Origin of the sequence: Klebsiella terrigena (assembly GCF_012029655.1) — a bacterium.
Taxonomy (GTDB): Bacteria; Pseudomonadota; Gammaproteobacteria; order Enterobacterales; family Enterobacteriaceae; genus Klebsiella; species Klebsiella terrigena.
The window spans coordinates 4,019,622-4,038,475 of record NZ_CP050508.1 but is presented as its reverse complement, the minus strand read 5'-3'; the positions used below and the strand labels follow the sequence as shown (position 1 = coordinate 4,038,475).

At 59.6% G+C, this 18,854-nt stretch carries 19 protein-coding genes and 1 pseudogene; 13 read left to right on the top strand and 7 right to left on the bottom strand.

The window, feature by feature from the left end:
* Nucleotide 1: 1 nt before the first annotated feature.
* The 4 genes from kdpC to kdpF are packed head-to-tail and all read right to left on the bottom strand — an operon-like array spanning nucleotide 2 to nucleotide 4,425.
* Entirely contained in the window at nucleotides 2-577 is a 576-nt protein-coding gene (kdpC, locus tag HCK03_RS19030; protein WP_115193310.1) for a potassium-transporting ATPase subunit KdpC, read from the bottom strand.
* A gap of 10 nt (nucleotides 578-587) precedes the next feature.
* Nucleotides 588-2,636 carry a potassium-transporting ATPase subunit KdpB gene (gene kdpB / locus HCK03_RS19025; protein ID WP_041144618.1) on the bottom strand — a complete coding sequence of 683 codons (2,049 nt, stop codon included), beginning with the start codon at nucleotides 2,634-2,636 and terminating at the stop codon, nucleotides 588-590.
* A 20-nt stretch (nucleotides 2,637-2,656) separates the two neighbouring features.
* The gene (gene kdpA / locus HCK03_RS19020; protein ID WP_167692043.1) at nucleotides 2,657-4,336 is read right to left on the bottom strand and encodes a potassium-transporting ATPase subunit KdpA; all 1,680 of its coding nucleotides are present in this window, start codon (nucleotides 4,334-4,336) and stop codon (nucleotides 2,657-2,659) included.
* A complete protein-coding gene (gene kdpF / locus HCK03_RS19015; RefSeq protein ID WP_015584874.1) occupies nucleotides 4,336-4,425 on the bottom strand; it encodes a K(+)-transporting ATPase subunit F in 90 nt (29 codons plus the stop codon). Before kdpF ends, kdpA begins: the two co-directional genes overlap by 1 nt.
* 309 nt (nucleotides 4,426-4,734) lie before the next feature.
* On the opposite strand from kdpF, the gene HCK03_RS19010 reads away from it, so the two are divergent.
* From HCK03_RS19010 to phrB, 3 genes and pseudogenes are all read left to right on the top strand, one after another.
* Nucleotides 4,735-4,941 carry a DUF2517 family protein gene (locus HCK03_RS19010; RefSeq protein ID WP_004859627.1) on the top strand — a complete coding sequence of 69 codons (207 nt, stop codon included), beginning with the start codon at nucleotides 4,735-4,737 and terminating at the stop codon, nucleotides 4,939-4,941.
* Between the two features lie 101 nt (nucleotides 4,942-5,042).
* Nucleotides 5,043-5,523, top strand: a pseudogene (locus HCK03_RS19005) (YbgA family protein); the annotation flags it as partial.
* Between the two features lie 35 nt (nucleotides 5,524-5,558).
* The gene (phrB, locus tag HCK03_RS19000; RefSeq protein WP_134525419.1) at nucleotides 5,559-7,001 is read left to right on the top strand and encodes a deoxyribodipyrimidine photo-lyase; all 1,443 of its coding nucleotides are present in this window, start codon (nucleotides 5,559-5,561) and stop codon (nucleotides 6,999-7,001) included.
* Here the strand turns inward: phrB and dtpD are convergent.
* Nucleotides 6,973-8,451, bottom strand: coding sequence for a dipeptide permease DtpD (gene dtpD, locus HCK03_RS18995; protein WP_167692042.1), 1,479 nt, complete (start codon nucleotides 8,449-8,451; stop codon nucleotides 6,973-6,975). The genes phrB and dtpD overlap by 29 nt on opposite strands.
* A 270-nt stretch (nucleotides 8,452-8,721) precedes the next feature.
* On the opposite strand from dtpD, the gene HCK03_RS18990 reads away from it, so the two are divergent.
* Genes HCK03_RS18990 through nei form a run of 6 tightly spaced genes read left to right on the top strand, consistent with a single transcriptional unit; the run spans nucleotide 8,722 to nucleotide 13,302 of the window.
* On the top strand, nucleotides 8,722-9,465 hold the full coding sequence (locus HCK03_RS18990) for a type 2 GTP cyclohydrolase I (RefSeq protein ID WP_041144624.1): 744 nt from the start codon (nucleotides 8,722-8,724) through the stop codon (nucleotides 9,463-9,465).
* Nucleotides 9,466-9,478: 13 nt separating this feature from the next.
* Nucleotides 9,479-10,135: a 5-oxoprolinase subunit PxpB gene (gene pxpB, locus HCK03_RS18985; protein WP_041144625.1), complete on the top strand. Its 657-nt coding sequence runs from the start codon at nucleotides 9,479-9,481 to the stop codon at nucleotides 10,133-10,135.
* Entirely contained in the window at nucleotides 10,129-11,061 is a 933-nt protein-coding gene (pxpC, locus tag HCK03_RS18980; RefSeq protein ID WP_123551106.1) for a 5-oxoprolinase subunit PxpC, read from the top strand. The genes pxpB and pxpC overlap by 7 nt, the downstream gene beginning before the upstream one ends.
* On the top strand, nucleotides 11,051-11,809 hold the full coding sequence (pxpA, locus tag HCK03_RS18975) for a 5-oxoprolinase subunit PxpA (RefSeq protein WP_115193305.1): 759 nt from the start codon (nucleotides 11,051-11,053) through the stop codon (nucleotides 11,807-11,809). The genes pxpC and pxpA overlap by 11 nt, the downstream gene beginning before the upstream one ends.
* Nucleotides 11,810-11,850: 41 nt before the next feature.
* The gene (gene pcp, locus HCK03_RS18970) at nucleotides 11,851-12,495 is read left to right on the top strand and encodes a pyroglutamyl-peptidase I (protein WP_167692041.1); all 645 of its coding nucleotides are present in this window, start codon (nucleotides 11,851-11,853) and stop codon (nucleotides 12,493-12,495) included.
* Between the two features lie 15 nt (nucleotides 12,496-12,510).
* A complete protein-coding gene (gene nei / locus HCK03_RS18965; protein ID WP_167692040.1) occupies nucleotides 12,511-13,302 on the top strand; it encodes an endonuclease VIII in 792 nt (263 codons plus the stop codon).
* A 118-nt stretch (nucleotides 13,303-13,420) separates the two neighbouring features.
* Here the strand turns inward: nei and gltA are convergent, their stop codons facing one another.
* Together gltA and HCK03_RS26700 are read right to left on the bottom strand one after the other, a co-directional pair.
* Nucleotides 13,421-14,704, bottom strand: coding sequence for a citrate synthase (gene gltA, locus HCK03_RS18960; protein WP_041144630.1), 1,284 nt, complete (start codon nucleotides 14,702-14,704; stop codon nucleotides 13,421-13,423).
* Between the two features lie 180 nt (nucleotides 14,705-14,884).
* Nucleotides 14,885-15,016: a hypothetical protein gene (locus tag HCK03_RS26700; RefSeq protein ID WP_421672170.1), complete on the bottom strand. Its 132-nt coding sequence runs from the start codon at nucleotides 15,014-15,016 to the stop codon at nucleotides 14,885-14,887.
* A gap of 324 nt (nucleotides 15,017-15,340) precedes the next feature.
* Here HCK03_RS26700 and sdhC point away from each other — a divergent pair, with 324 nt between their 5' ends.
* The 4 genes from sdhC to sdhB are packed head-to-tail and all read left to right on the top strand — an operon-like array spanning nucleotide 15,341 to nucleotide 18,584.
* Nucleotides 15,341-15,745, top strand: coding sequence for a succinate dehydrogenase cytochrome b556 subunit (sdhC, locus tag HCK03_RS18955; protein ID WP_041144631.1), 405 nt, complete (start codon nucleotides 15,341-15,343; stop codon nucleotides 15,743-15,745).
* Entirely contained in the window at nucleotides 15,739-16,086 is a 348-nt protein-coding gene (gene sdhD, locus HCK03_RS18950) for a succinate dehydrogenase membrane anchor subunit (RefSeq protein WP_041144632.1), read from the top strand. The genes sdhC and sdhD overlap by 7 nt, the downstream gene beginning before the upstream one ends.
* The gene (gene sdhA / locus HCK03_RS18945; protein WP_041144633.1) at nucleotides 16,086-17,852 is read left to right on the top strand and encodes a succinate dehydrogenase flavoprotein subunit; all 1,767 of its coding nucleotides are present in this window, start codon (nucleotides 16,086-16,088) and stop codon (nucleotides 17,850-17,852) included. The genes sdhD and sdhA overlap by 1 nt, the downstream gene beginning before the upstream one ends.
* A 15-nt stretch (nucleotides 17,853-17,867) precedes the next feature.
* Nucleotides 17,868-18,584, top strand: a complete 717-nt coding sequence (gene sdhB, locus HCK03_RS18940; RefSeq protein WP_041144634.1) for a succinate dehydrogenase iron-sulfur subunit SdhB — start codon at nucleotides 17,868-17,870, stop codon at nucleotides 18,582-18,584.
* The last annotated feature ends 270 nt before the right edge of the window (nucleotides 18,585-18,854 follow it).

Sequence of the window (18,854 nt, the reverse complement as noted above, 5' to 3'; positions counted from 1 at the left end):
TTTAGTTATCCTTCAGGGCATCCAGCGCCATATTCAGCTGCAGTATATTTACCACAGGTTGGCCGAGAAAACTGGCCAGCGGTTTTTGCGTCGCCTCATTCACCAGCCGGGTGACCTGCTCGGCGCTCAGCTGGCGGGCTTTGGCGATGCGTGGAACCTGCCACAGCGCGGCCGCCGGCGTCAGGCCATTATCCAGCCCGCTTGCCGAGGTGGTGACCAGCTCCACCGGCACCCGTGGGCTGGCGTCGGGGTTGGCGCGCCGCAGCGCCTCTACGCGTTCGCCAATGGCTTTATCCAGCGCCGGGTTGCTGGCGGCGAGGTTGCTCCCGCCGGACGCCAGCGGACTATCCGCCGTTTGGGTGACGGCTGATGGCCGCCCCTGGAAATAGCCTGCGGCGGTAAAGTTTTGCCCAATCAGGCTGGAGCCGCGCACCTCGCCATCAATGCGGATCAGCGACCCGTTCGCCTGCTGGGGGAACCACCACTGCCCGAGGGCGGTCGTCAGCAGCGGATAGAGCCCGCCGGTGAGCAGCGTTAACAGAATAAATAGCACAACGGCCGGACGAATGAATGACATGGTATTTTCCTCACACCAACCCGGTCAGGGTCAGCAGCAGATCGATGATTTTGATGCCGACAAACGGCACCAGCAGCCCGCCAAGACCGTAGACCCACAGGTTACGGCGCAGCATGGCCGATGCCGACAGCGGGCGATAGCTCACGCCCTTCAGCGCCAGCGGGATCAGGAAGACGATAATCAGCGCGTTAAAGATAACCGCGCTGAGGATCGCCGATGACGGCGAGTGCAGGCGCATCACGTTGAGCATGGCGAGCTGCGGGTAAACGGCGGCAAAGGCGGCCGGAATAATGGCAAAGTATTTCGCCACGTCGTTGGCGATACTGAAGGTGGTTAACGAACCCCGGGTCATCAGCATCTGTTTACCGATATGCACCACCTCAATTAATTTGGTCGGGTTGGAGTCGAGGTCGACCATATTTCCGGCCTCTTTTGCCGCCTGGGTGCCGGAGTTCATCGCCACCGCGACGTCGGCCTGGGCCAGCGCCGGGGCATCGTTGGTGCCGTCGCCGGTCATCGCCACCAGCCGACCTTCGGACTGGTACTGGCGAATCAGCGCCAGCTTGGCTTCCGGCGTGGCTTCGGCGAGAAAATCATCGACCCCCGCTTCGGCGGCAATCGCCGCCGCGGTCAGGCGGTTATCGCCGGTGATCATGACCGTTTTGATGCCCATCTTGCGCAGCTGGGCAAAGCGCTCCTTGATCCCGCCCTTGACGATATCTTTCAGCGAAATAACCCCCAGCACGCGCTCGCCTTCGGCCACCACCAGCGGCGTGGCGCCCAGGCGGGCAACCTCTTCCACCTGTTTATCGACGTCCGCCGGGAAGTGGCCGCCGTTGGCCTCGACGTGGCGACGAATGGCATCGACCGAACCTTTGCGGATCATGCGCTGGTCGATGTTGATGCCGCTCATTCGCGTCTGGGCGGTGAAGGGTACGAAGGTTGCCTGCAGCGACTGCAGGTCGCGCTCGCGGAGGTTAAAGCGCTGTTTAGCCAGCACCACGATGCTGCGGCCTTCGGGGGTCTCATCGGCCAGCGAGGAGAGCTGCGCCGCGTCGGCGAGGGTTCGCTCCTCCACGCCGCGGGCCGGCAGGAAGGCCGAGGCCTGACGATTGCCGAGGGTAATGGTGCCGGTTTTATCCAGCAGCAGGACGTCAACGTCGCCGGCGGCTTCAACCGCGCGCCCGCTGGTGGCGATGACGTTCGCGCCCAGCATGCGGCTCATCCCGGCGACGCCGATGGCCGACAGCAGGCCGCCGATGGTGGTGGGGATCAGGCATACCAGCAGCGCCACCAGTACCGTTACGCTGACCGCGCTGCCGCTCCACGCGGAGAAGGGCCAGATAGTGGCGGTGGCCAGCAGGAACACCAGCGTCAGGGCGATGAGCAGGATGGTCAGCGCGATCTCGTTCGGCGTTTTGCGCCGCTGGGCGCCTTCCACCATCGCGATCATCCGGTCAAGGAAGGTTTCGCCGGGGTTAACGCTGCAGCGGATCACCAGCCAGTCGGAGAGAATGCGCGTCCCGCCGGTGACCGACGCGAAGTCGCCGCCGGATTCGCGGATCACCGGCGCCGATTCCCCGGTGATGGCGCTCTCATCCACCGACGCGCCGCCTTCGATCACTTCGCCATCGCAGGGAATGATATCCCCGGCTTCCACCAGCACCACGTCGCCTTTGCGCAGGTCCTCGGCCGGAATATGGTCGATCTGGGCGTCGTGCTGCGGGGCGCGCAGCTTACGGGCGAATGAGGTCTTTTTCACGCCTTTCAGGCTGTTGGCCTGGGCCTTACTGCGCCCCTCCGCCATCGCTTCGGCAAAGTTGGCGAACAGCACGGTAAACCACAGCCAGATGCTCACGGCGGCGGTAAAACCGGCGCTGCCGGCTATATGTCCGCTGGTCATGCCGACGGCGAGCAGGGTGGTGACCAGGCTGCCGATCCAGACAATGAACATCACCGGGTTACGCCACTGCACCGCAGGGTTGAGCTTTTTCACCGCGTCCAGCAGCGCCTGGCGCACCAGCGTCGGCTCCAGCAGGGCTAATTGTTTGCGACTCATAACAGGTTGCTCCGCATCGCTTAAAGTAAGGAGAAGTGTTCCGCCAGCGGGCCGAGTGCCAGCGCGGGGATAAAGGTCAGGGCGCCAACCAGCAGCACGGTACCGATCAGCAGGCCGATAAACAGCACGTCATGGGTGGCGAGCGTGCCGGTACTGGCGGGCTGAATTTTCTTGCCGACCAGCGAGCCGGCGATCGCCATCACCGGGATGATGACCGCGAAACGACCGACCAGCATGCAGAACGCCAGCAGCAGGTTCCAGAACGGGGTGGCCGCGCTCAGGCCAGCGAAGGCGCTGCCGTTGTTATTGGCCGCCGAGGTGATGGCGTACAGCACCTCGCTAAAGCCGTGCGGGCCGGGGTTAAACATCGCCGCCCGTCCGGCCTCGGTCATCATCGCCAGCGCGGTACCGAGTAGAACCAGGGTCGGGGTGACGAGGATCGCCAGGGCGATCATTTTCATCTCGCGCACGTCTATCTTTTTCCCCAGATATTCCGGCGTCCGGCCGATCATCAGTCCGGCGATAAATACCGCCAGCATGACGAACAGCAGCATGCCGTACAGGCCCGATCCGACGCCGCCGAAGACCACTTCACCGATCTGCATCAGCCACATCGGCACCATGCCGCCCAGAGCGGTAAAGGAGTCATGCATGGCGTTCACCGCACCGCAGGAGGCGGCGGTGGTCACCACCGCAAACAGGCTGCTGGCTAAAATGCCAAAGCGGCTCTCTTTGCCCTCCATATTGACGCTGCTATCGGCGCCAAGTGCCAGCAGGTGCGGGTTGCCGTGGGTTTCCGCCCACATCACTACCGCCGCGCAGACGATGAAGATAAGCGTCATGGCCCACAGAATTGCCCGGCCCTGACGGCGATCGCCCACCGCTTCGCCGAAGGCAAAGCACAGCGCCGCCGGGATCAGGAAGATCGCCAGCATCTGCACCATATTGCTTAGCGCCGTCGGGTTTTCGAACGGGTGCGCCGAGTTGGCGTTAAAGAAGCCGCCGCCGTTGGTCCCCAGCATTTTAATCGCCTCCTGCGACGCCACTGGCCCCATCGGCAGCAACTGGCGCACGCCTTCCAGGGAGGTGAACGCCTGGTACGGCAGCAGATTTTGCGGTACCCCCTGCTGAATAAAGAACAGGGCGATCAGCAGCGAGATCGGCAGCAGCAGCCAGAGCGTGATGCGGGTGAGGTCGACCCAGGCGTTGCCGAGGGTGCTCACCTGCTGGCGTGACCAGGCGCGGGTGAAGGCGAAGATCACCGCAATGCCGGTTGCCGCCGAAAGGAAATTCTGCACCGCCAGGCCCACCATTTGGCTGAGATAGCTCATGGTGGTTTCACCGGCGTAGGCCTGCCAGTTGGTGTTGCTGACAAAGCTCACCGCAGTGTTCAGCGCCAGGTCCCACGAGAGGCCGGGCAGATGCTGAGGGTTAAGCGGCAGCGATCCCTGCAGCATCAGCAGCGTAAACAGCGCCGCCAGCCCGAGGGCGTTAAACAGCAGAATGGCAAACAGATACTGATACCAGTTCATCTCCTGCGAACGAATACCTGCGACGCGCCAGATCCCGCGCTCTATCCCGGCCAGGCCGGGCAGCGGGGTATCGGCGATCATTCTGGCAAGCACCGTTCCCAGCGGGCGGGCCAGAACCATCAGCAGCAGAATAAAACTGGCGATGAGTAAAAATCCTTGAGCGGCCATCAGAATGCCTCCGCGTTGATCAGGGCATAAACCAAATAAGCCAGCAACAGGAACACCAGCGCCACGCCAGCGATTACGCCTGCACTCACAATCCACCTCCGGGTGTATTTACGATTTACCTGCAGGATAGGAATTACGGCGCAAAGATTTTGCAAAAATCGGCGGGGGCGGTGTAAAAAAAGTATAAAAATGCAAAAGACCATTATTTAACTAATGGTTAGTATTAATTTAACTTTTATGTAACTCAGTTACCGGATGAATGTAAATAAAGGCTAAATAGGCCGCTTTTAGTGGTCGGATGAGTAGTAAAATTACAACCAAAGCGCTATTATTTTGCACAGAGAAACATTGAAACTTTACCGGCGTTGATTGCCGGCCTGACATAAGGGAGAGAAATTATGGCGTTATACAAAACTTATCCTGCTCACGTAGTCTTCTTACGTCGTGCTTTCGCCGTCGTGGCCGGCGTTGCGGCACTGCCGGTGATGCTGTTCTGGAAAGACAGAGCCCGCTACTACAGCTGGCTGCATCGCGTATGGGCTAAGACCAGCGAACAGCCGGTATGGATGGCGCAGGCCGAAAAGGCCGCCGCTGATTTTTACTGATAGCCAGCCTGTCGACTGATAAAGCAACCGCCGGAAAACCGGCGGTTTTTTTTCGCCCGTAGTGGCTTACACTGAGAGCTCTTAACGATAAAGGAGCCGTGATGAGCGATAACTGGCTAGAGGACGATGAGCAAACCCGTCTTTACACCCTGGGCGAGCTGGATAATTTGCGCCGCGACGGGCTGAGCCGCGGCCGGCTAATGGATTTTCACAGCCGCTATAAGCTGTTACTGCTGGCCCATTCACAGCCTGAATACCGCCAGATCGGTCCCTTCGTGGCGGAGATCGCCCGCTGGCCGTCGCTGGAGGAATTTTTTGTGGCCTACCGCGAGCGGCTGGTGAAGCTGCTGGCCCATCCCTCCACCCGCGCCAACCACACCAACGTGCTGATGCACGTCCAGGGCTACTTTCGCGAACATTTGACCGCGCAGCAGAAGCAGGAGCTGACGTCGCTGATATCGCCGCGGTCACCAGCCGCTGCTTGCGCCGGTGAGCCTCCTCCAACACTATATGAGCGAATTTCCCGATCCCTGGCTCGCCGACCAGCGCTATTTCAAGCCCTGGCCCGAGGCGCAGGGCTAACGAGACGTTATTAAGAGCATAAGAGCAGGAGTTTTATGGCCACCCATCTGGTCTGGTTTCGCGCGGATCTGCGCATTCACGATAATCTGGCGCTGGCTGCGGCCTGCCGCGATCCCGACGCTCACGTTCTGGCGCTGTTTATCGCCACGCCCGAACAGTGGCGTCAGCACGGGATGGCGCCGCGTCAGGCGGCGTTTATCGTCAGCCATCTGCGCAGCCTGCAGGCCGCGCTGGCCGAGCGCGGTATCGCCCTGCAGGTGGCGCAGGCGACAGATTTCTCCGCCAGCGTCGCCCTGCTGGCCCGCTTCTGCGAGGAGCAGCAGGTCAGCCATCTGTTTTACAACTATCAGTATGAAATTAACGAGCGCCAGCGCGACGCGGCGGCGGAGAAAACGCTGAGCCGCGTGGTGTGCCAGGGGTTTGACGACAGCCTGCTGCTGCCGCCCGGCAGCGTGCTGACCGGCAGTCGTGAAATGTATAAGGTGTTCACGCCCTTCAAAAATGCCTTTGTTCGCCGCCTGCGCGAGACGCTGCCGGAGTGCGTGGCGGCGCCGAAGGTGCGTAAAAACGGGCCGCTGACACCCGCCGCCCTGCCGGAGATTGACTACCCCCAGACGGCGTTCGATCCGCTGCTGTTTGCCGCCGACGAAAAAGCGGCCATCGCCGGCCTGCGCGCTTTTTGCCAGCACAAGGCCGCCGATTATGACCAGCAGCGCGACTTTCCCGCGCTGGAGGGCACCAGCCGGCTTTCGCCGTGTCTGGCGACGGGCGTGCTCTCGCCGCGCCAGTGTCTGCATCGTCTGCTGGTGGAGCTGCCCGGCGCGCTGGACGGCGAGGGCGGATCGGTGTGGCTCAACGAGCTTATCTGGCGCGAGTTCTACCGCCACCTGATGGTTTACTATCCGGGGCTGTGCAAGGGGCGGCCGTTTATCGCCTGGACCGACAGGGTGGCGTGGCGCGACGATGCGCCGGGGCTGCAGGCGTGGCAGGAGGGGCGCACCGGCTTTCCGATTGTCGATGCCGCGATGCGTCAGCTCAACGCGACGGGCTGGATGCACAACCGCCTGCGGATGATTGTCGCCAGTTTTCTGGTGAAGGATCTGCGCGTCGACTGGCGTGCCGGCGAGCGCTATTTTATCAGCCAGCTGATCGACGGCGATTTAGCCGCCAATAACGGCGGCTGGCAGTGGGCGGCGTCTACCGGCACCGATGCGGCGCCCTATTTCCGCATCTTCAACCCCACGACTCAGGGCGAGAAGTTTGATAAAGCGGGACGGTTTATTCGCCAATGGCTGCCGGAGCTGGCAGCGGTGCCGGAAAAGGCCCTGCACCAGCCGTGGGTCTGGGCCGATAAGCAGGGCGTAACCCTGGCGTACCCGCGCCCACTGGTCGATCACAAGCAGGCGCGGCTGGAGACGCTGGCAGCCTGGGAAGCCGCCAGCAAAGGCGCTACTCCAGCGCCAGGCGGCGGGTCCTGACCCGCAGGGAGTGATAGAGCCAGATTGCCAGCACCAGGCCGACGCAGGCCAGCGAGCCCCAGGTAATCTGGCTAAATACGTCGATGTAGGCCTCAATCGCGTAGTGCGCCGCCCCGGCTGAATCGAACGAAGCCTGCGACGTCTGGTCGGCGATAACCCCCGCCAGATAGTTGGCGATGGCGCCGGAGAGCAGCATATAGATGCCGGTCAGCACGCCGGTGACGCCGGGTATTTCAATCCGCGTAATCTGCGACATCGCCACCGGATCGATAAACAGTTCGGCAAAGCCCATGACAGCCAGCCCCAGCACCATCAGCGGCATTGAGGAGTGGCCGTAGGTTGCCGACCAGCGGGCGCTCAGGGTCAGGATGCAAAAGCCGGCGCTCATCAGGCCAAGGCCGAGCGCAAATTTGCCCCAGATGCGCACGGTGCGGTTGCCGCTGATATTCTCTTTGACCAGCCACGCCAGCACCATTCCGCAGAGCATCACCGCAAAGGCGTTCACCGACTGGAACATTGCGGTCGGGACTTCGTAGCTCATCACGTGGCGGTTAACGAAGCGGTCGATGTAGAGGCTAATGGAGCTGCCGCCCTGCTGGGCAAAGGCCCAGAACAGCAGGCTGAAGCCGGTCAGGATAATAATCAGCCGCAGATCCCGGCGCTGTTTGGCGGTATCCGCCCGCAGATAGATCCTTGCCAGCACCGCGAGGCCAATGACGGTGGCGACAATCAGCGCATAGAGCGACCACTCCTGCCAGAACAGCACCGTAATCAGCAGCGGCGTAGCCACCAGCAGCACCAGCAGCCAGCCCCAGTTCGGCAGCAGAAAGTGGCGGGCGCGCAGCGCCTCGCGATTGACGCCGGAGGTGTGGCGGAAATGACGGCTGCCGCAGAGGAAAATCACCAGCCCGGCGATCATGCCGATGGCCGCCAGCGCGAAGCCCATTGCCCAGCTGTACTCTTCCTGCACGTATCCGCAGGCGATAGGCGCGATAATCGAGCCGATATTGCCCGCGGCGTACATCAGCGAGAAGCCGCCGTCGCGACGCGGATCGGTCGGTTCGTATAGCTCACCGAGCAGGCAGCTGACGTTGGACTTAAACAGCCCGTAGCCGCAAACGATAATGGCCAGCGACAGGTAGAGGAAGGTGGGGGCGATTTCGCTGGCGCCGAGCACCAGGTGGCCAATGGCCATCAGCAGCGCGCCGATCATCACCGCCATGCGGTTGCCTAACAGCTTATCGGCCAGAAAGCCGCCGAGGATCGGCGTAACGTAAACCAGGGAACAGTAGGCGCTGAAGAGGGCGTAGGCGTGGTTGTCATCATACTTAAGCTGATTGGTGAGGAACAAAATCAGCAGCGCCCGCATACCGTAAAAACTGAAATATTCCCAAATTTGCAGCGCGACGACGTAGTAGATGGCGCGCGGCTGCGATGATTGTGTGTTCATGTAACGCTCAGTTCCTGCCGTAAAACGAAAGTCGATCTTCCTGCATGAATAGCGCTTTAGTAGTGAAATTCATGGTCTAAAAGGCTTTCTGATTATTTAATATGCTGTAATAGTGCATAAATATACACGAATGCGCGAAGTGGCGGGTAGACAAATTGCGGCTTTAAGCTAAAAGTCAAAATAGAGCGCGTCGCGCGCGTGCTATCGACGGTCAGCGAGGTTATCGTTATGTTATCTTCGCAGATAACCTGACGACCTGATGGAGCGGCAATGAAAAATAGCGAACTGGAACAACTCATTAACGAAAAGCTCAATAGCGCGACCTTTAGCGACTATGCGCCGAACGGCCTGCAGGTGGAAGGACGCGAGACGGTGCAACGAATTGTCACCGGCGTGACCGCCAGCCAGGCGCTGCTTGATGAGGCCGTCCGCCTGCAGGCGGACGCGGTGATTGTCCATCACGGCTATTTCTGGAAGGGAGAGGCGCCGGCAATTCGTGGCATCAAGCGCCAGCGCCTGAAGACCCTGCTGGCCAACGATATCAACCTCTACGGTTGGCACCTGCCGCTGGATGCTCACCCTGAACTGGGCAATAACGCGCAGCTGGCCCAGCTGCTGGGTATTACTATCAAGGGCGAAATTGAACCTCTGGTGCCGTGGGGCGAACTGTCGATGCCGGTCTCCGGCCTCGAGCTGGCCTCGTGGGTTGAAGCGCGTCTGGGCCGCAAACCGCTGTGGTGCGGCGATACCGGGCCGGAAAAAGTCTCCCGGGTGGCGTGGTGCACCGGCGGCGGCCAGGGCTTTATCGACAGCGCGGCGCGCTTTGGCGTCGATGCTTTTATTACCGGCGAAGTGTCGGAGCAAACCATTCACTCGGCGCGCGAGCAGTCGCTGCATTTTTATGCCGCCGGGCACCATGCCACCGAGCGTGGCGGCATTCGCGCCCTCAGCGAATGGCTGACGGAAAATACCGATCTGGACGTCACGTTTATTGATATCCCCAACCCGGCCTAAGGGAGAGAGAAAAGTGCAGCGAGCGCGTTGTTATCTGCTAGGCGAAACGGCGGTAGTTCTGGAGCTGGAGCCCCCGGTGACGCTGGAAAGCCAAAAGCGCATCTGGCGCCTGGCCCAGCGGTTGGCGGACCATGAAGATGCGGTGGATGTGATACCGGGGATGAACAATATCACCGTGGTGCTGCGCCATCCGCAGCTCATGGCGTGGGATGCGATTGAACGTTTACAGCGCTGGTGGGAAGAGAGTGAAGCCCTGGAGCCTGAGTCGCGGGAGATTGCGATCCCGGTCATCTACGGCGGAGAGGCGGGCCCCGACCTCGGCGAGGTGGCGCGCCACTGCGGGCTGACGGAGAAGCAGGTGGTGGAGCTGCATTCGTCGGTGGAGTACGTGGTGTGGTTCCTCGGCTTCCAGCCGGGCTTCCCCTATCTCGGCGGCCTGCCGGAGCAGCTGGCAATGCCGCGTCGCGCGGAGCCGCGCCTGCAGGTTGCGGCGGGTTCAGTCGGCATCGGCGGCGCGCAAACCGGCGTCTATCCGCTGGCGACGCCGGGCGGCTGGCAGCTGCTCGGGCGCACGCCGCTGGCGCTATTTGATGCCCAGCGTCAAGAGCCGGCGCTGCTGCGCTCTGGCGACCGGGTACGCTTTGTGCCGCAAAAGGAGGGCCTATGTTGAAGATGATCCGCGCAGGGATGTACACCTCGGTGCAGGACGGCGGACGGGAAGGGCTGCGTCGGTCGGCCATCAGCCGCTGCGGCGCCCTGGATAAGCCGTCGCTGACGATCGCTAACCTGCTGGTAGGGAATGACGCCAATGCGGCCGCTCTGGAGATCACCCTTGGGCAGGTGGATATTGCGTTTGAACGCGACTGCTGGTTTGCGCTGACCGGCGCCGCCTGTGAGGCGACGGTGGACGGCAGGCCGGTATGGGTCGGCTGGCGGACGGCGGCGAAAGCCGGCCAGCATCTGGTGCTAAAAAATCCTCAGTACGGTATCCGCAGCTATCTGGCGGTGGCGGGGGGCATCGACGTGCCGGTGGTGCTGGGATCGCGCAGCACGGATCTGAAGGTCGGCATTGGTGGGCTGGAAGGACGACGTCTGCAGGACGGCGATCGGCTGAAACTGGGTAAAGCGTCCCGCGAGTTTAGCGGTCCGCAGGGCGTCAGGCAGCTGCCGATCGGCAACCGCATTCGCGCGCTGCCGGGGCCGGAATATCATGAATTCGACAGCGCCTCGCAGGCCTCCTTCTGGCGCTCGCCGTGGCAGCTGAGCGCCCAGAGCAACCGAATGGGCTACCGCCTGCAGGGACAGCCGCTCGTGCGCACCACCGATCGCGAAATGCTCTCTCACGGCCTGCTGCCCGGCGTGGTGCAGGTGCCGCATAGCGGTCAGCCGATCGTGCTGATGAACGATGCGCAAACCACCGGCGGCTATCCGCGGATTGCGAGCATCATTGAGGCGGATATGTACCAGCTGGCGCAAATTCCGTTGGGTCAGCCCATTCACTTTGTTCCCTGCTCGCTGGAGGAGGCGCTGAAAGCGCGCGCCGACCGCCAGCGCTACCTGGACCAGCTGGCGTGGAGGCTTAACGATGATAATTGACCTTAATGCCGATCTTGGCGAAGGCTGTGCCAACGACAGCGCTCTTTTGCAGCTGGTCTCTTCCGCCAATATCGCCTGCGGGTTTCACGCCGGCGATGCGCTGCTGATGCATCAGTGCGTGCGCGAGGCGCTCAAAAACGGCGTTGCGATTGGTGCGCATCCGGGCTATCCCGACCGGCAAAATTTTGGCCGTACCGCGATGGCGCTGCCGCCGGAGACGGTTTACGTCCAGACGCTGTACCAGATTGGCGCCCTGGCCGCGATTGTCCGCGCCGAGGGCGGCGAGCTGCGGCACGTCAAGCCGCACGGAATGCTCTACAACCAGGCGGCAAAAGAGGCTCCGCTGGCGGATGCGATTGCCAGAGCCGTTCGCGATTTTAACCCCGAGCTGGTGCTGGTTGGGCTGGCGGGCAGCGAGCTGATCCGGGCGGGCCAGCATTACCGGCTAGCCACCCGCCAGGAGGTGTTTGCCGATCGGGGATACCTGGCCGACGGCAGCCTGGTGCCGCGTTCACAGCCCGGCGCGCTGATTGCCGATGAGGAGCAGGCGCTGGCGCAAACCCTCGAGATGGTGCAGCACCACCGGGTGCGCAGCGTTACCGGCGAGTGGGCGCACGTTGTGGCGGAAACCGTCTGCCTGCACGGCGACGGGGAGCACGCGCTGGAGTTTGCCCGCCGTTTACGCGCGGCGTTTGCCGGACGCCACGTTCAGGTTAGCGCGGCGGTGGAAGACCAGGTCGGTAGATAGTTACAACATACTATAACGATGCCGGGAGAGGAGAAGGGAGTATGGCGGGCGTATTGATCACCGGTTTCGAACCGTTTGATGGCGAAGCGGTTAACCCTTCGTGGGAAGTGGTAAAGCGACTCGATGGCGCTATCATTGCCGGAGAGCGCGTCGTGGCGCGGCAGCTGCCCTGCGTTTTTAACGAGGCGCTGACGGTGCTTCACGCCGCGCTGGATGAATTCAGGCCCGCGTTAACCCTTGCTATTGGCCAGGCGGGAGGGCGGGCTGACATTACCGTTGAACGCGTGGCGATCAACGTCGACGATGCGCGGATCCCGGATAACAAGGGCCAGCAGCCAATCGATCGGCCGATCGTGGCCGGTGGTCCGGCCGCCTGGTTCAGCAGCGTGCCGATCAAAGCGATCGTCGCCGCGCTGCGTAAGCAGGGCATTCCCGCCTCGGTATCACAAACGGCGGGGACCTTCGTGTGTAATCACGTCATGTACGGTCTGCTGCACAAGCTGCAGGGTCAGACTGGCGTAAAAGGCGGCTTTATTCATATTCCGTATCTGCCGGAGCAGGCTGCGGCCCATCCCGGCGAGGCGAGCATGGCGCTGGAAACGATACGAGCGGCGCTGGAAACGGCGATTGCCGTATCCTTGACTCACGACGACGATCTCAGCGTTACCGGCGGCGCGACGCACTAACAGAAGGACGATATTATGCCGGAAGGTCCGGAAATCCGCCGCGCGGCGGATAGCCTGGAATTGGCGATTAAAGGCAAACCTCTGACCGAGGTCTGGTTTGCCTTCCCGCAGCTGCAGCCCTGGCAGTCTGAGCTGGTGGGCCAGCAGGTGACGCACATTGAGACGCGCGGTAAAGCCCTGTTGACGCATTTCTCCGGCGGGCTGACGCTGTACAGCCACAATCAGCTGTACGGCGTGTGGCGCGTGGTTGCGGCAGGGGAGCAGCCGTCGACCAAGCGCATTCTGCGCGTCAGACTGCAGACGGCGGAGAAGGCGGTTCTGCTCTACAGCGCTTCGGATATTGAAATATTGACCCCGGCGCAGCTGGCGGTACACCCTTTCTTACTCCGGGTCGGCCCTGACGTGCTGGATATGAGCCTGACGGTGGAAGAGGTCAAGGCCCGCCTGCTGTCGGCAAAATTCCGTCAGCGTCAGTTTTCCGGCCTGCTGCTGGACCAGGCATTCCTCGCCGGGCTGGGCAACTACCTGCGCGTTGAGATTCTCTGGCAGGTTGGGTTGACCGGTCGGCACAAGGCCTCGGCGCTGACGGACAGCCAGCTCGATGCCCTGGCGCAGGCGCTGCTGGCGATCCCGCGGCTGTCCTACACTACCCGCGACCAGGTGGATGAAAATCGGCACCACGGGGCGCTGTTTCGCTTTAAGGTTTTCCACCGCGAGGGCGAGCCCTGCGAACGCTGCGGCACGCTTATCGAGAGAACCATGCTCTCCTCGAGGCCGTTCTACTGGTGCCCTGGCTGCCAGCGTTAAAGCGCGCAGCCTGTACGCGAATCCTGCGGGAAAAGGGGCGAGGTGAACGAGCTTATCGCCGACAGCAGCCATAAAAAAACGCGCCCTTAAGGCGCGTTTTTTGTTGCCGAAACCTGGCTTAGTGCTTGATGTCGCACTTGAAATCGCGTTTGTCGTAGCCGGTGTACAGCTGACGCGGACGGGCAATTTTCATGCCGTCGCTGTGCATTTCGTTCCAGTGGGCAATCCAGCCTACGGTACGCGCCATCGCGAAGATAACGGTAAACATGGAGGACGGAATACCCATCGCTTTCAGGATGATACCGGAGTAGAAATCGACGTTCGGATAGAGTTTCTTCTCGATGAAGTACGGGTCGTTGAGCGCAATGTGCTCAAGCTCCATCGCCACTTCCAGCAGATCGTCTTTGGTGCCCAGCTCTTTCAGCACTTCATGGCAGGTTTCACGCATGACGGTGGCGCGCGGGTCGTAATTTTTATACACGCGGTGGCCAAAGCCCATCAGGCGGAAAGAGTCATTTTTATCTTTCGCGCGACGAACGAATTCCGGAATGTGCTCAACGGAGCTGATCTCTTCCAGCATCTTCAGCGCTGCTTCGTTCGCGCCGCCGTGCGCCGGTCCCCACAGGGAGGCGATGCCCGCAGCGATACAGGCGAACGGGTTCGCGCCTGAGGAGCCTGCGGTACGGACGGTTGAAGTTGACGCGTTCTGTTCGTGGTCAGCGTGCAGGATCAGAATACGGTCCATGGCGCGTTCCAGTACCGGATTAACCTCGTAGGTTTCACACGGCGTGGAGAACATCATATTCAGGAAGTTACCCGCGTAGGAGAGGTCGTTGCGCGGATAAACAAAAGGCTGGCCGATTGAATATTTGTAACACATCGCTGCCATTGTCGGCATTTTGGACAGCAGGCGGAACGCAGCGATATCACGGTGGCGTGGATTATTAACGTCCAGGGAGTCGTGATAGAACGCCGCCAGCGCGCCGGTGATACCGCACATCACCGCCATCGGGTGCGAGTCGCGACGAAACGCGTGGAACAGACGGGTAATCTGCTCGTGGATCATGGTGTGGCGGGTAACGGTGGTTTTGAACTCTTCGTACTGGGCTTGATTCGGCTTTTCGCCGTTCAGCAGGATGTAGCAGACTTCAAGGTAGTTGGACTCGGTCGCTAACTGATCGATCGGGAAACCACGGTGGAGCAGAATACCTTCATCACCGTCGATAAACGTGATTTTAGATTCACACGATGCGGTTGAAGTGAAACCAGGGTCAAAGGTAAATACGCCTTTTGAACCAAGACTACGAATATCAATAACATCCTGGCCTAGCGTGCCTTTTAGCACATCCAGTTCGATAGCAGTATCACCACCTAGGGTGATTTTTGCTTTTGCATCAGACATTTATGGTCTCCTTAGCGCCTTTATTGCTTAAGACTGCCGGGGGGGATTTGCCTTCGGCTCGTGCCTGATTACGTTACCAGTTTGTTATGTTGCACACAGCTCTGCGACAGCGGAATTGGCAGGGTACAGAGCAAAGGCGCTTGATGGAACGTTTTCAGTTTACGACGAAATAACAGCAAATCAGCGTTTTAGCAGCCCGAATTTAAAAATCGTTATACCACTAATAACCGTCCTGATTACATTGGTCAATACCGTCACACTGTTGCATAACTTATTCTCAGGTGAAAGAGTGACCCCATAACTTTTGAGCATTATTGCATTTATCTGGTAATGGTTGTAACAAGAATGTTTAATATTTGTCAAATCAGGTGATTAAATTTTAAAATAATGTTGTTATCGTGACTTTGATCACTGTTCGGGACAAAACCCGACAAACTATATGTAGGTTAATTGTAATGATTTTGTGAACGGCCTATACTGCCGCCAGGTCTCCGGAACACCCTGCAATCCCGAGCCACCCAGCGTTGTTTGGTCACGTTTTCGCTCCTGAAAAGGAGTTTATTCATGACTACAGGTTATAGAAAGGACGCTGTCTGACCCGCAAGCAGACCGGAGGAAGGAAACAATAAGAACAGCATGTGGGCGTTATTCATGGTAAGAAATGTGAAAAAACAAAGACCTGTCAATCTGGATCTGCAAACGATCCGGTTCCCAATCACGGCGATAGCGTCCATTCTCCATCGCGTATCCGGTGTGATCACCTTCGTGGCGGTCGGGATTCTGCTTTGGTTGCTGGGCACCAGCCTTTCCTCTCCCGAAGGTTTCCTCACTGCGGCATCCATTATGGATAGCTTCTTCGTGAAATTCATTATGTGGGGCATTCTGACCGCATTGGCTTATCACGCAGTGGTCGGTATCCGCCACCTGATGATGGACTTTGGCTATCTGGAAGAAACCCTCGAAGTAGGGACACGCTCCGCCAGGATTTCTTTTGTTATTACTGTCGTGCTTTCACTTCTCGCAGGAGTCCTCGTATGGTAAGCAACGCCTCAGCACTGGGACGCAACGGCGTACATGACTTCATTCTGGTTCGTGCTACCGCCATCGTTCTGACCCTCTACATCATCTATATGGTCGGCTTCTTTGCCACCACGGGTGAAATCTCATGGGAAGTCTGGACGGGTTTTTTCTCCTCCGCGTTCACTAAAGTCTTCACCCTGTTGGCCCTCGTCTCCATCCTGATCCACGCCTGGATCGGTATGTGGCAGGTACTGACGGACTACGTTAAACCACTGGCTGTGCGCCTGGTTCTGCAACTGCTTATCGTCGTTGCGCTGGTGGCTTACGTTCTTTATGGATTTGTTGTGGTGTGGGGTGTGTAATGAAATTGCCTGTCAGAGAATTTGATGCTGTTGTGATTGGTGCCGGTGGCGCAGGTATGCGCGCGGCGCTGCAGATTTCCCAGAGCGGCCAGTCCTGTGCGCTGCTCTCCAAAGTGTTCCCTACTCGTTCCCATACCGTTTCCGCGCAGGGTGGCATCACCGTTGCGCTCGGTAATACCCATGAAGATAACTGGGAATGGCACATGTACGACACCGTTAAAGGGTCGGACTACATTGGTGACCAGGACGCCATTGAATATATGTGCAAAACCGGTCCGGAAGCGATTCTCGAACTGGATCATATGGGCCTGCCGTTCTCGCGCCTCGAAGATGGCACCATTTATCAACGTCCGTTTGGCGGCCAGTCGAAAAACTTCGGCGGCGAGCAGGCGGCACGTACCGCGGCGGCAGCTGACCGTACCGGCCACGCCCTGCTGCATACGCTGTATCAGCAAAACCTGAAAAACCACACCACTATCTTCTCCGAATGGTACGCGCTGGATCTGGTGAAAAACGCCGACGGTGCCATCGTTGGCTGTACCGCGCTGTGTATCGAAACCGGCGAAGTGGTGTACTTCAAGGCCCGCGCAACCGTGCTGGCTACCGGTGGTGCAGGTCGTATTTATCAATCCACCACCAACGCCCACATCAATACCGGTGATGGCGTTGGGATGGCGATCCGCGCCGGCGTGCCGGTGCAGGATATGGAAATGTGGCAGTTCCACCCAACCGGTATCGCCGGGGCTGGGGTTCTGGTCACCGAAGGCTGCCGCGGTGAAGGCGGCTATCTGCTGAATAAACACGGCGAACGCTTTATGGAGCGCTATGCTCCGAATGCGAAAGACCTGGCGGGTCGTGACGTGGTGGCGCGTTCCATCATGATCGAAATCCGCGAAGGTCGCGGCTGCGACGGTCCGTGGGGCCCGCACGCCAAGCTGAAGCTTGACCACCTGGGTAAAGAAGTTCTCGAATCCCGCCTGCCGGGTATCCTTGAACTGTCCCGCACCTTTGCGCACGTTGACCCGGTGAAAGAGCCGATTCCGGTTATCCCAACCTGCCACTACATGATGGGCGGTATTCCGACCCGCGTAAGCGGCCAGGCGCTGACCGTTAACGCGCAGGGCGAAGATGTGGTTATTCCTGGGCTGTTCGCCGTCGGTGAAATCGCCTGCGTATCGGTTCACGGCGCTAACCGTCTGGGCGGTAACTCGCTGCTTGACCTGGTGGTGTTCGGCCGCGCGGTCGGCGTACATCTGCAGGAATCTATCGCCGAACAGGGCGAGCTTCGCGACGCGACGGAAGAAGAGATCGACGCTTCCCTGGCGCGCCTCAACCGCTGGAACGGCAACCGTAACGGTGAAGACCCGGCCGAGATCCGCAAAGCGCTGCAGGAATGTATGCAGCACAACTTCTCGGTGTTCCGCGAAGGTGATGCGATGGCGAAAGGGCTTGAGCAGCTGAAGGCGATCCGCGAGCGTCTGAAAAATGCGCGCCTGGACGATACCTCCAGCGAGTTCAACACCCAGCGCGTCGAGTGCCTGGAGCTGGATAACCTGATGGAAACTGCTTACGCCACCGCGGTGTCGGCAAACTTCCGTACCGAAAGCCGTGGCGCGCATAGCCGCTTCGACTTCCCGGAACGTGACGATGAAAACTGGCTGTGCCATTCCCTGTACCTGCCAGAGTCGGAAGCGATGACGCGTCGTAGCGTCAACATGCAACCGAAACTGCGCCCGGCATTCCCGCCGAAGATTCGTACTTATTAATGCGGAGACAGGAAAATGAAACTCGAGTTTTCAATTTATCGTTATAACCCGGACGTTGACGATGCTCCGCATATGCAGGATTACACCCTGGAAGCGGAAGAAGGTCGCGACATGATGCTGCTGGACGCGCTGATGCAGCTGAAGGAAAAAGACCCGTCGCTCTCATTTCGTCGTTCCTGCCGTGAAGGGGTCTGTGGCTCCGACGGTCTGAACATGAATGGTAAAAACGGTCTGGCGTGCATCACGCCGATCTCCGCGCTGAATCAGCCGGGCAAGAAAATTGTTATCCGTCCGCTGCCAGGTTTACCGGTTATCCGCGATTTGGTTGTAGACATGGGGCAATTCTATGCACAATATGAGAAGATTAAGCCTTACTTGTTGAATAATGGGCAAAATCCTCCGGCTCGTGAGCATCTGCAGATGCCGGAGCAGCGTGAGAAACTCGACGGACTGTACGAGTGTATTCTGTGCGCATGTTGTTCAACGTCCTGCCCGTCGTTCTGGTGGAACCCGGACAAGTTTGTCGGCCCGGCAGGTTTACTGGCGGCGTATCGCTTCCTGATCGACAGCCGCGATACCGAAACCGACAGCCGCCTGGAAGGGTTAAGCGATGCTTTCAGCGTATTCCGCTGTCATAGCATTATGAACTGCGTCAGTGTTTGTCCTAAGGGATTGAACCCGACGCGCGCCATCGGCCATATCAAGTCGATGCTGCTGCAGCGCAGTGCGTAAGTAACCCGGTCTGTCCCGGATGGCGCTATCGCTTATCCGGGCTACCCGAAGCAGTAGCCCCGGCAGCGTTTGTGCCGCCGGGAAATGAATACCCTAAATAATTCGAGTTACAGGAAGGCGGCGACGCCGCGAATCCTCAGGAGCTTACTCAAGTAAGTGACTGGGGTGAGTGAGGAAAGCCAACGCACATGTAACTTGAAGTATGAAGGGGATGGCAGGAAATCTTTAAAAACCGCCAAATATGTACCAGTAATCAAGGCGTTCAGAGCG

Bases quoted from the DNA above. Each gene is read 5' to 3' on its own strand.
- kdpC (WP_115193310.1), bottom strand. From the start codon at position 577: ATGTCATTCATTCGTCCGGCCGTTGTGCTATTTATTCTGTTAACGCTG.
- kdpB (WP_041144618.1), bottom strand. From the start codon at position 2,636: ATGAGTCGCAAACAATTAGCCCTGCTGGAGCCGACGCTGGTGCGCCAG.
- kdpA (WP_167692043.1), bottom strand. From the start codon at position 4,336: ATGGCCGCTCAAGGATTTTTACTCATCGCCAGTTTTATTCTGCTGCTG.
- HCK03_RS19010 (WP_004859627.1), top strand. From the start codon at position 4,735: ATGGCGTTATACAAAACTTATCCTGCTCACGTAGTCTTCTTACGTCGT.
- phrB (WP_134525419.1), top strand. From the start codon at position 5,559: ATGGCCACCCATCTGGTCTGGTTTCGCGCGGATCTGCGCATTCACGAT.
- dtpD (WP_167692042.1), bottom strand. From the start codon at position 8,451: ATGAACACACAATCATCGCAGCCGCGCGCCATCTACTACGTCGTCGCG.
- HCK03_RS18990 (WP_041144624.1), top strand. From the start codon at position 8,722: ATGAAAAATAGCGAACTGGAACAACTCATTAACGAAAAGCTCAATAGC.
- pxpC (WP_123551106.1), top strand. From the start codon at position 10,129: ATGTTGAAGATGATCCGCGCAGGGATGTACACCTCGGTGCAGGACGGC.
- pxpA (WP_115193305.1), top strand. From the start codon at position 11,051: ATGATAATTGACCTTAATGCCGATCTTGGCGAAGGCTGTGCCAACGAC.
- pcp (WP_167692041.1), top strand. From the start codon at position 11,851: ATGGCGGGCGTATTGATCACCGGTTTCGAACCGTTTGATGGCGAAGCG.
- nei (WP_167692040.1), top strand. From the start codon at position 12,511: ATGCCGGAAGGTCCGGAAATCCGCCGCGCGGCGGATAGCCTGGAATTG.
- gltA (WP_041144630.1), bottom strand. From the start codon at position 14,704: ATGTCTGATGCAAAAGCAAAAATCACCCTAGGTGGTGATACTGCTATC.
- HCK03_RS26700 (WP_421672170.1), bottom strand. From the start codon at position 15,016: ATGCTCAAAAGTTATGGGGTCACTCTTTCACCTGAGAATAAGTTATGC.
- sdhC (WP_041144631.1), top strand. From the start codon at position 15,341: ATGTGGGCGTTATTCATGGTAAGAAATGTGAAAAAACAAAGACCTGTC.
- sdhD (WP_041144632.1), top strand. From the start codon at position 15,739: ATGGTAAGCAACGCCTCAGCACTGGGACGCAACGGCGTACATGACTTC.
- sdhA (WP_041144633.1), top strand. From the start codon at position 16,086: ATGAAATTGCCTGTCAGAGAATTTGATGCTGTTGTGATTGGTGCCGGT.
- sdhB (WP_041144634.1), top strand. From the start codon at position 17,868: ATGAAACTCGAGTTTTCAATTTATCGTTATAACCCGGACGTTGACGAT.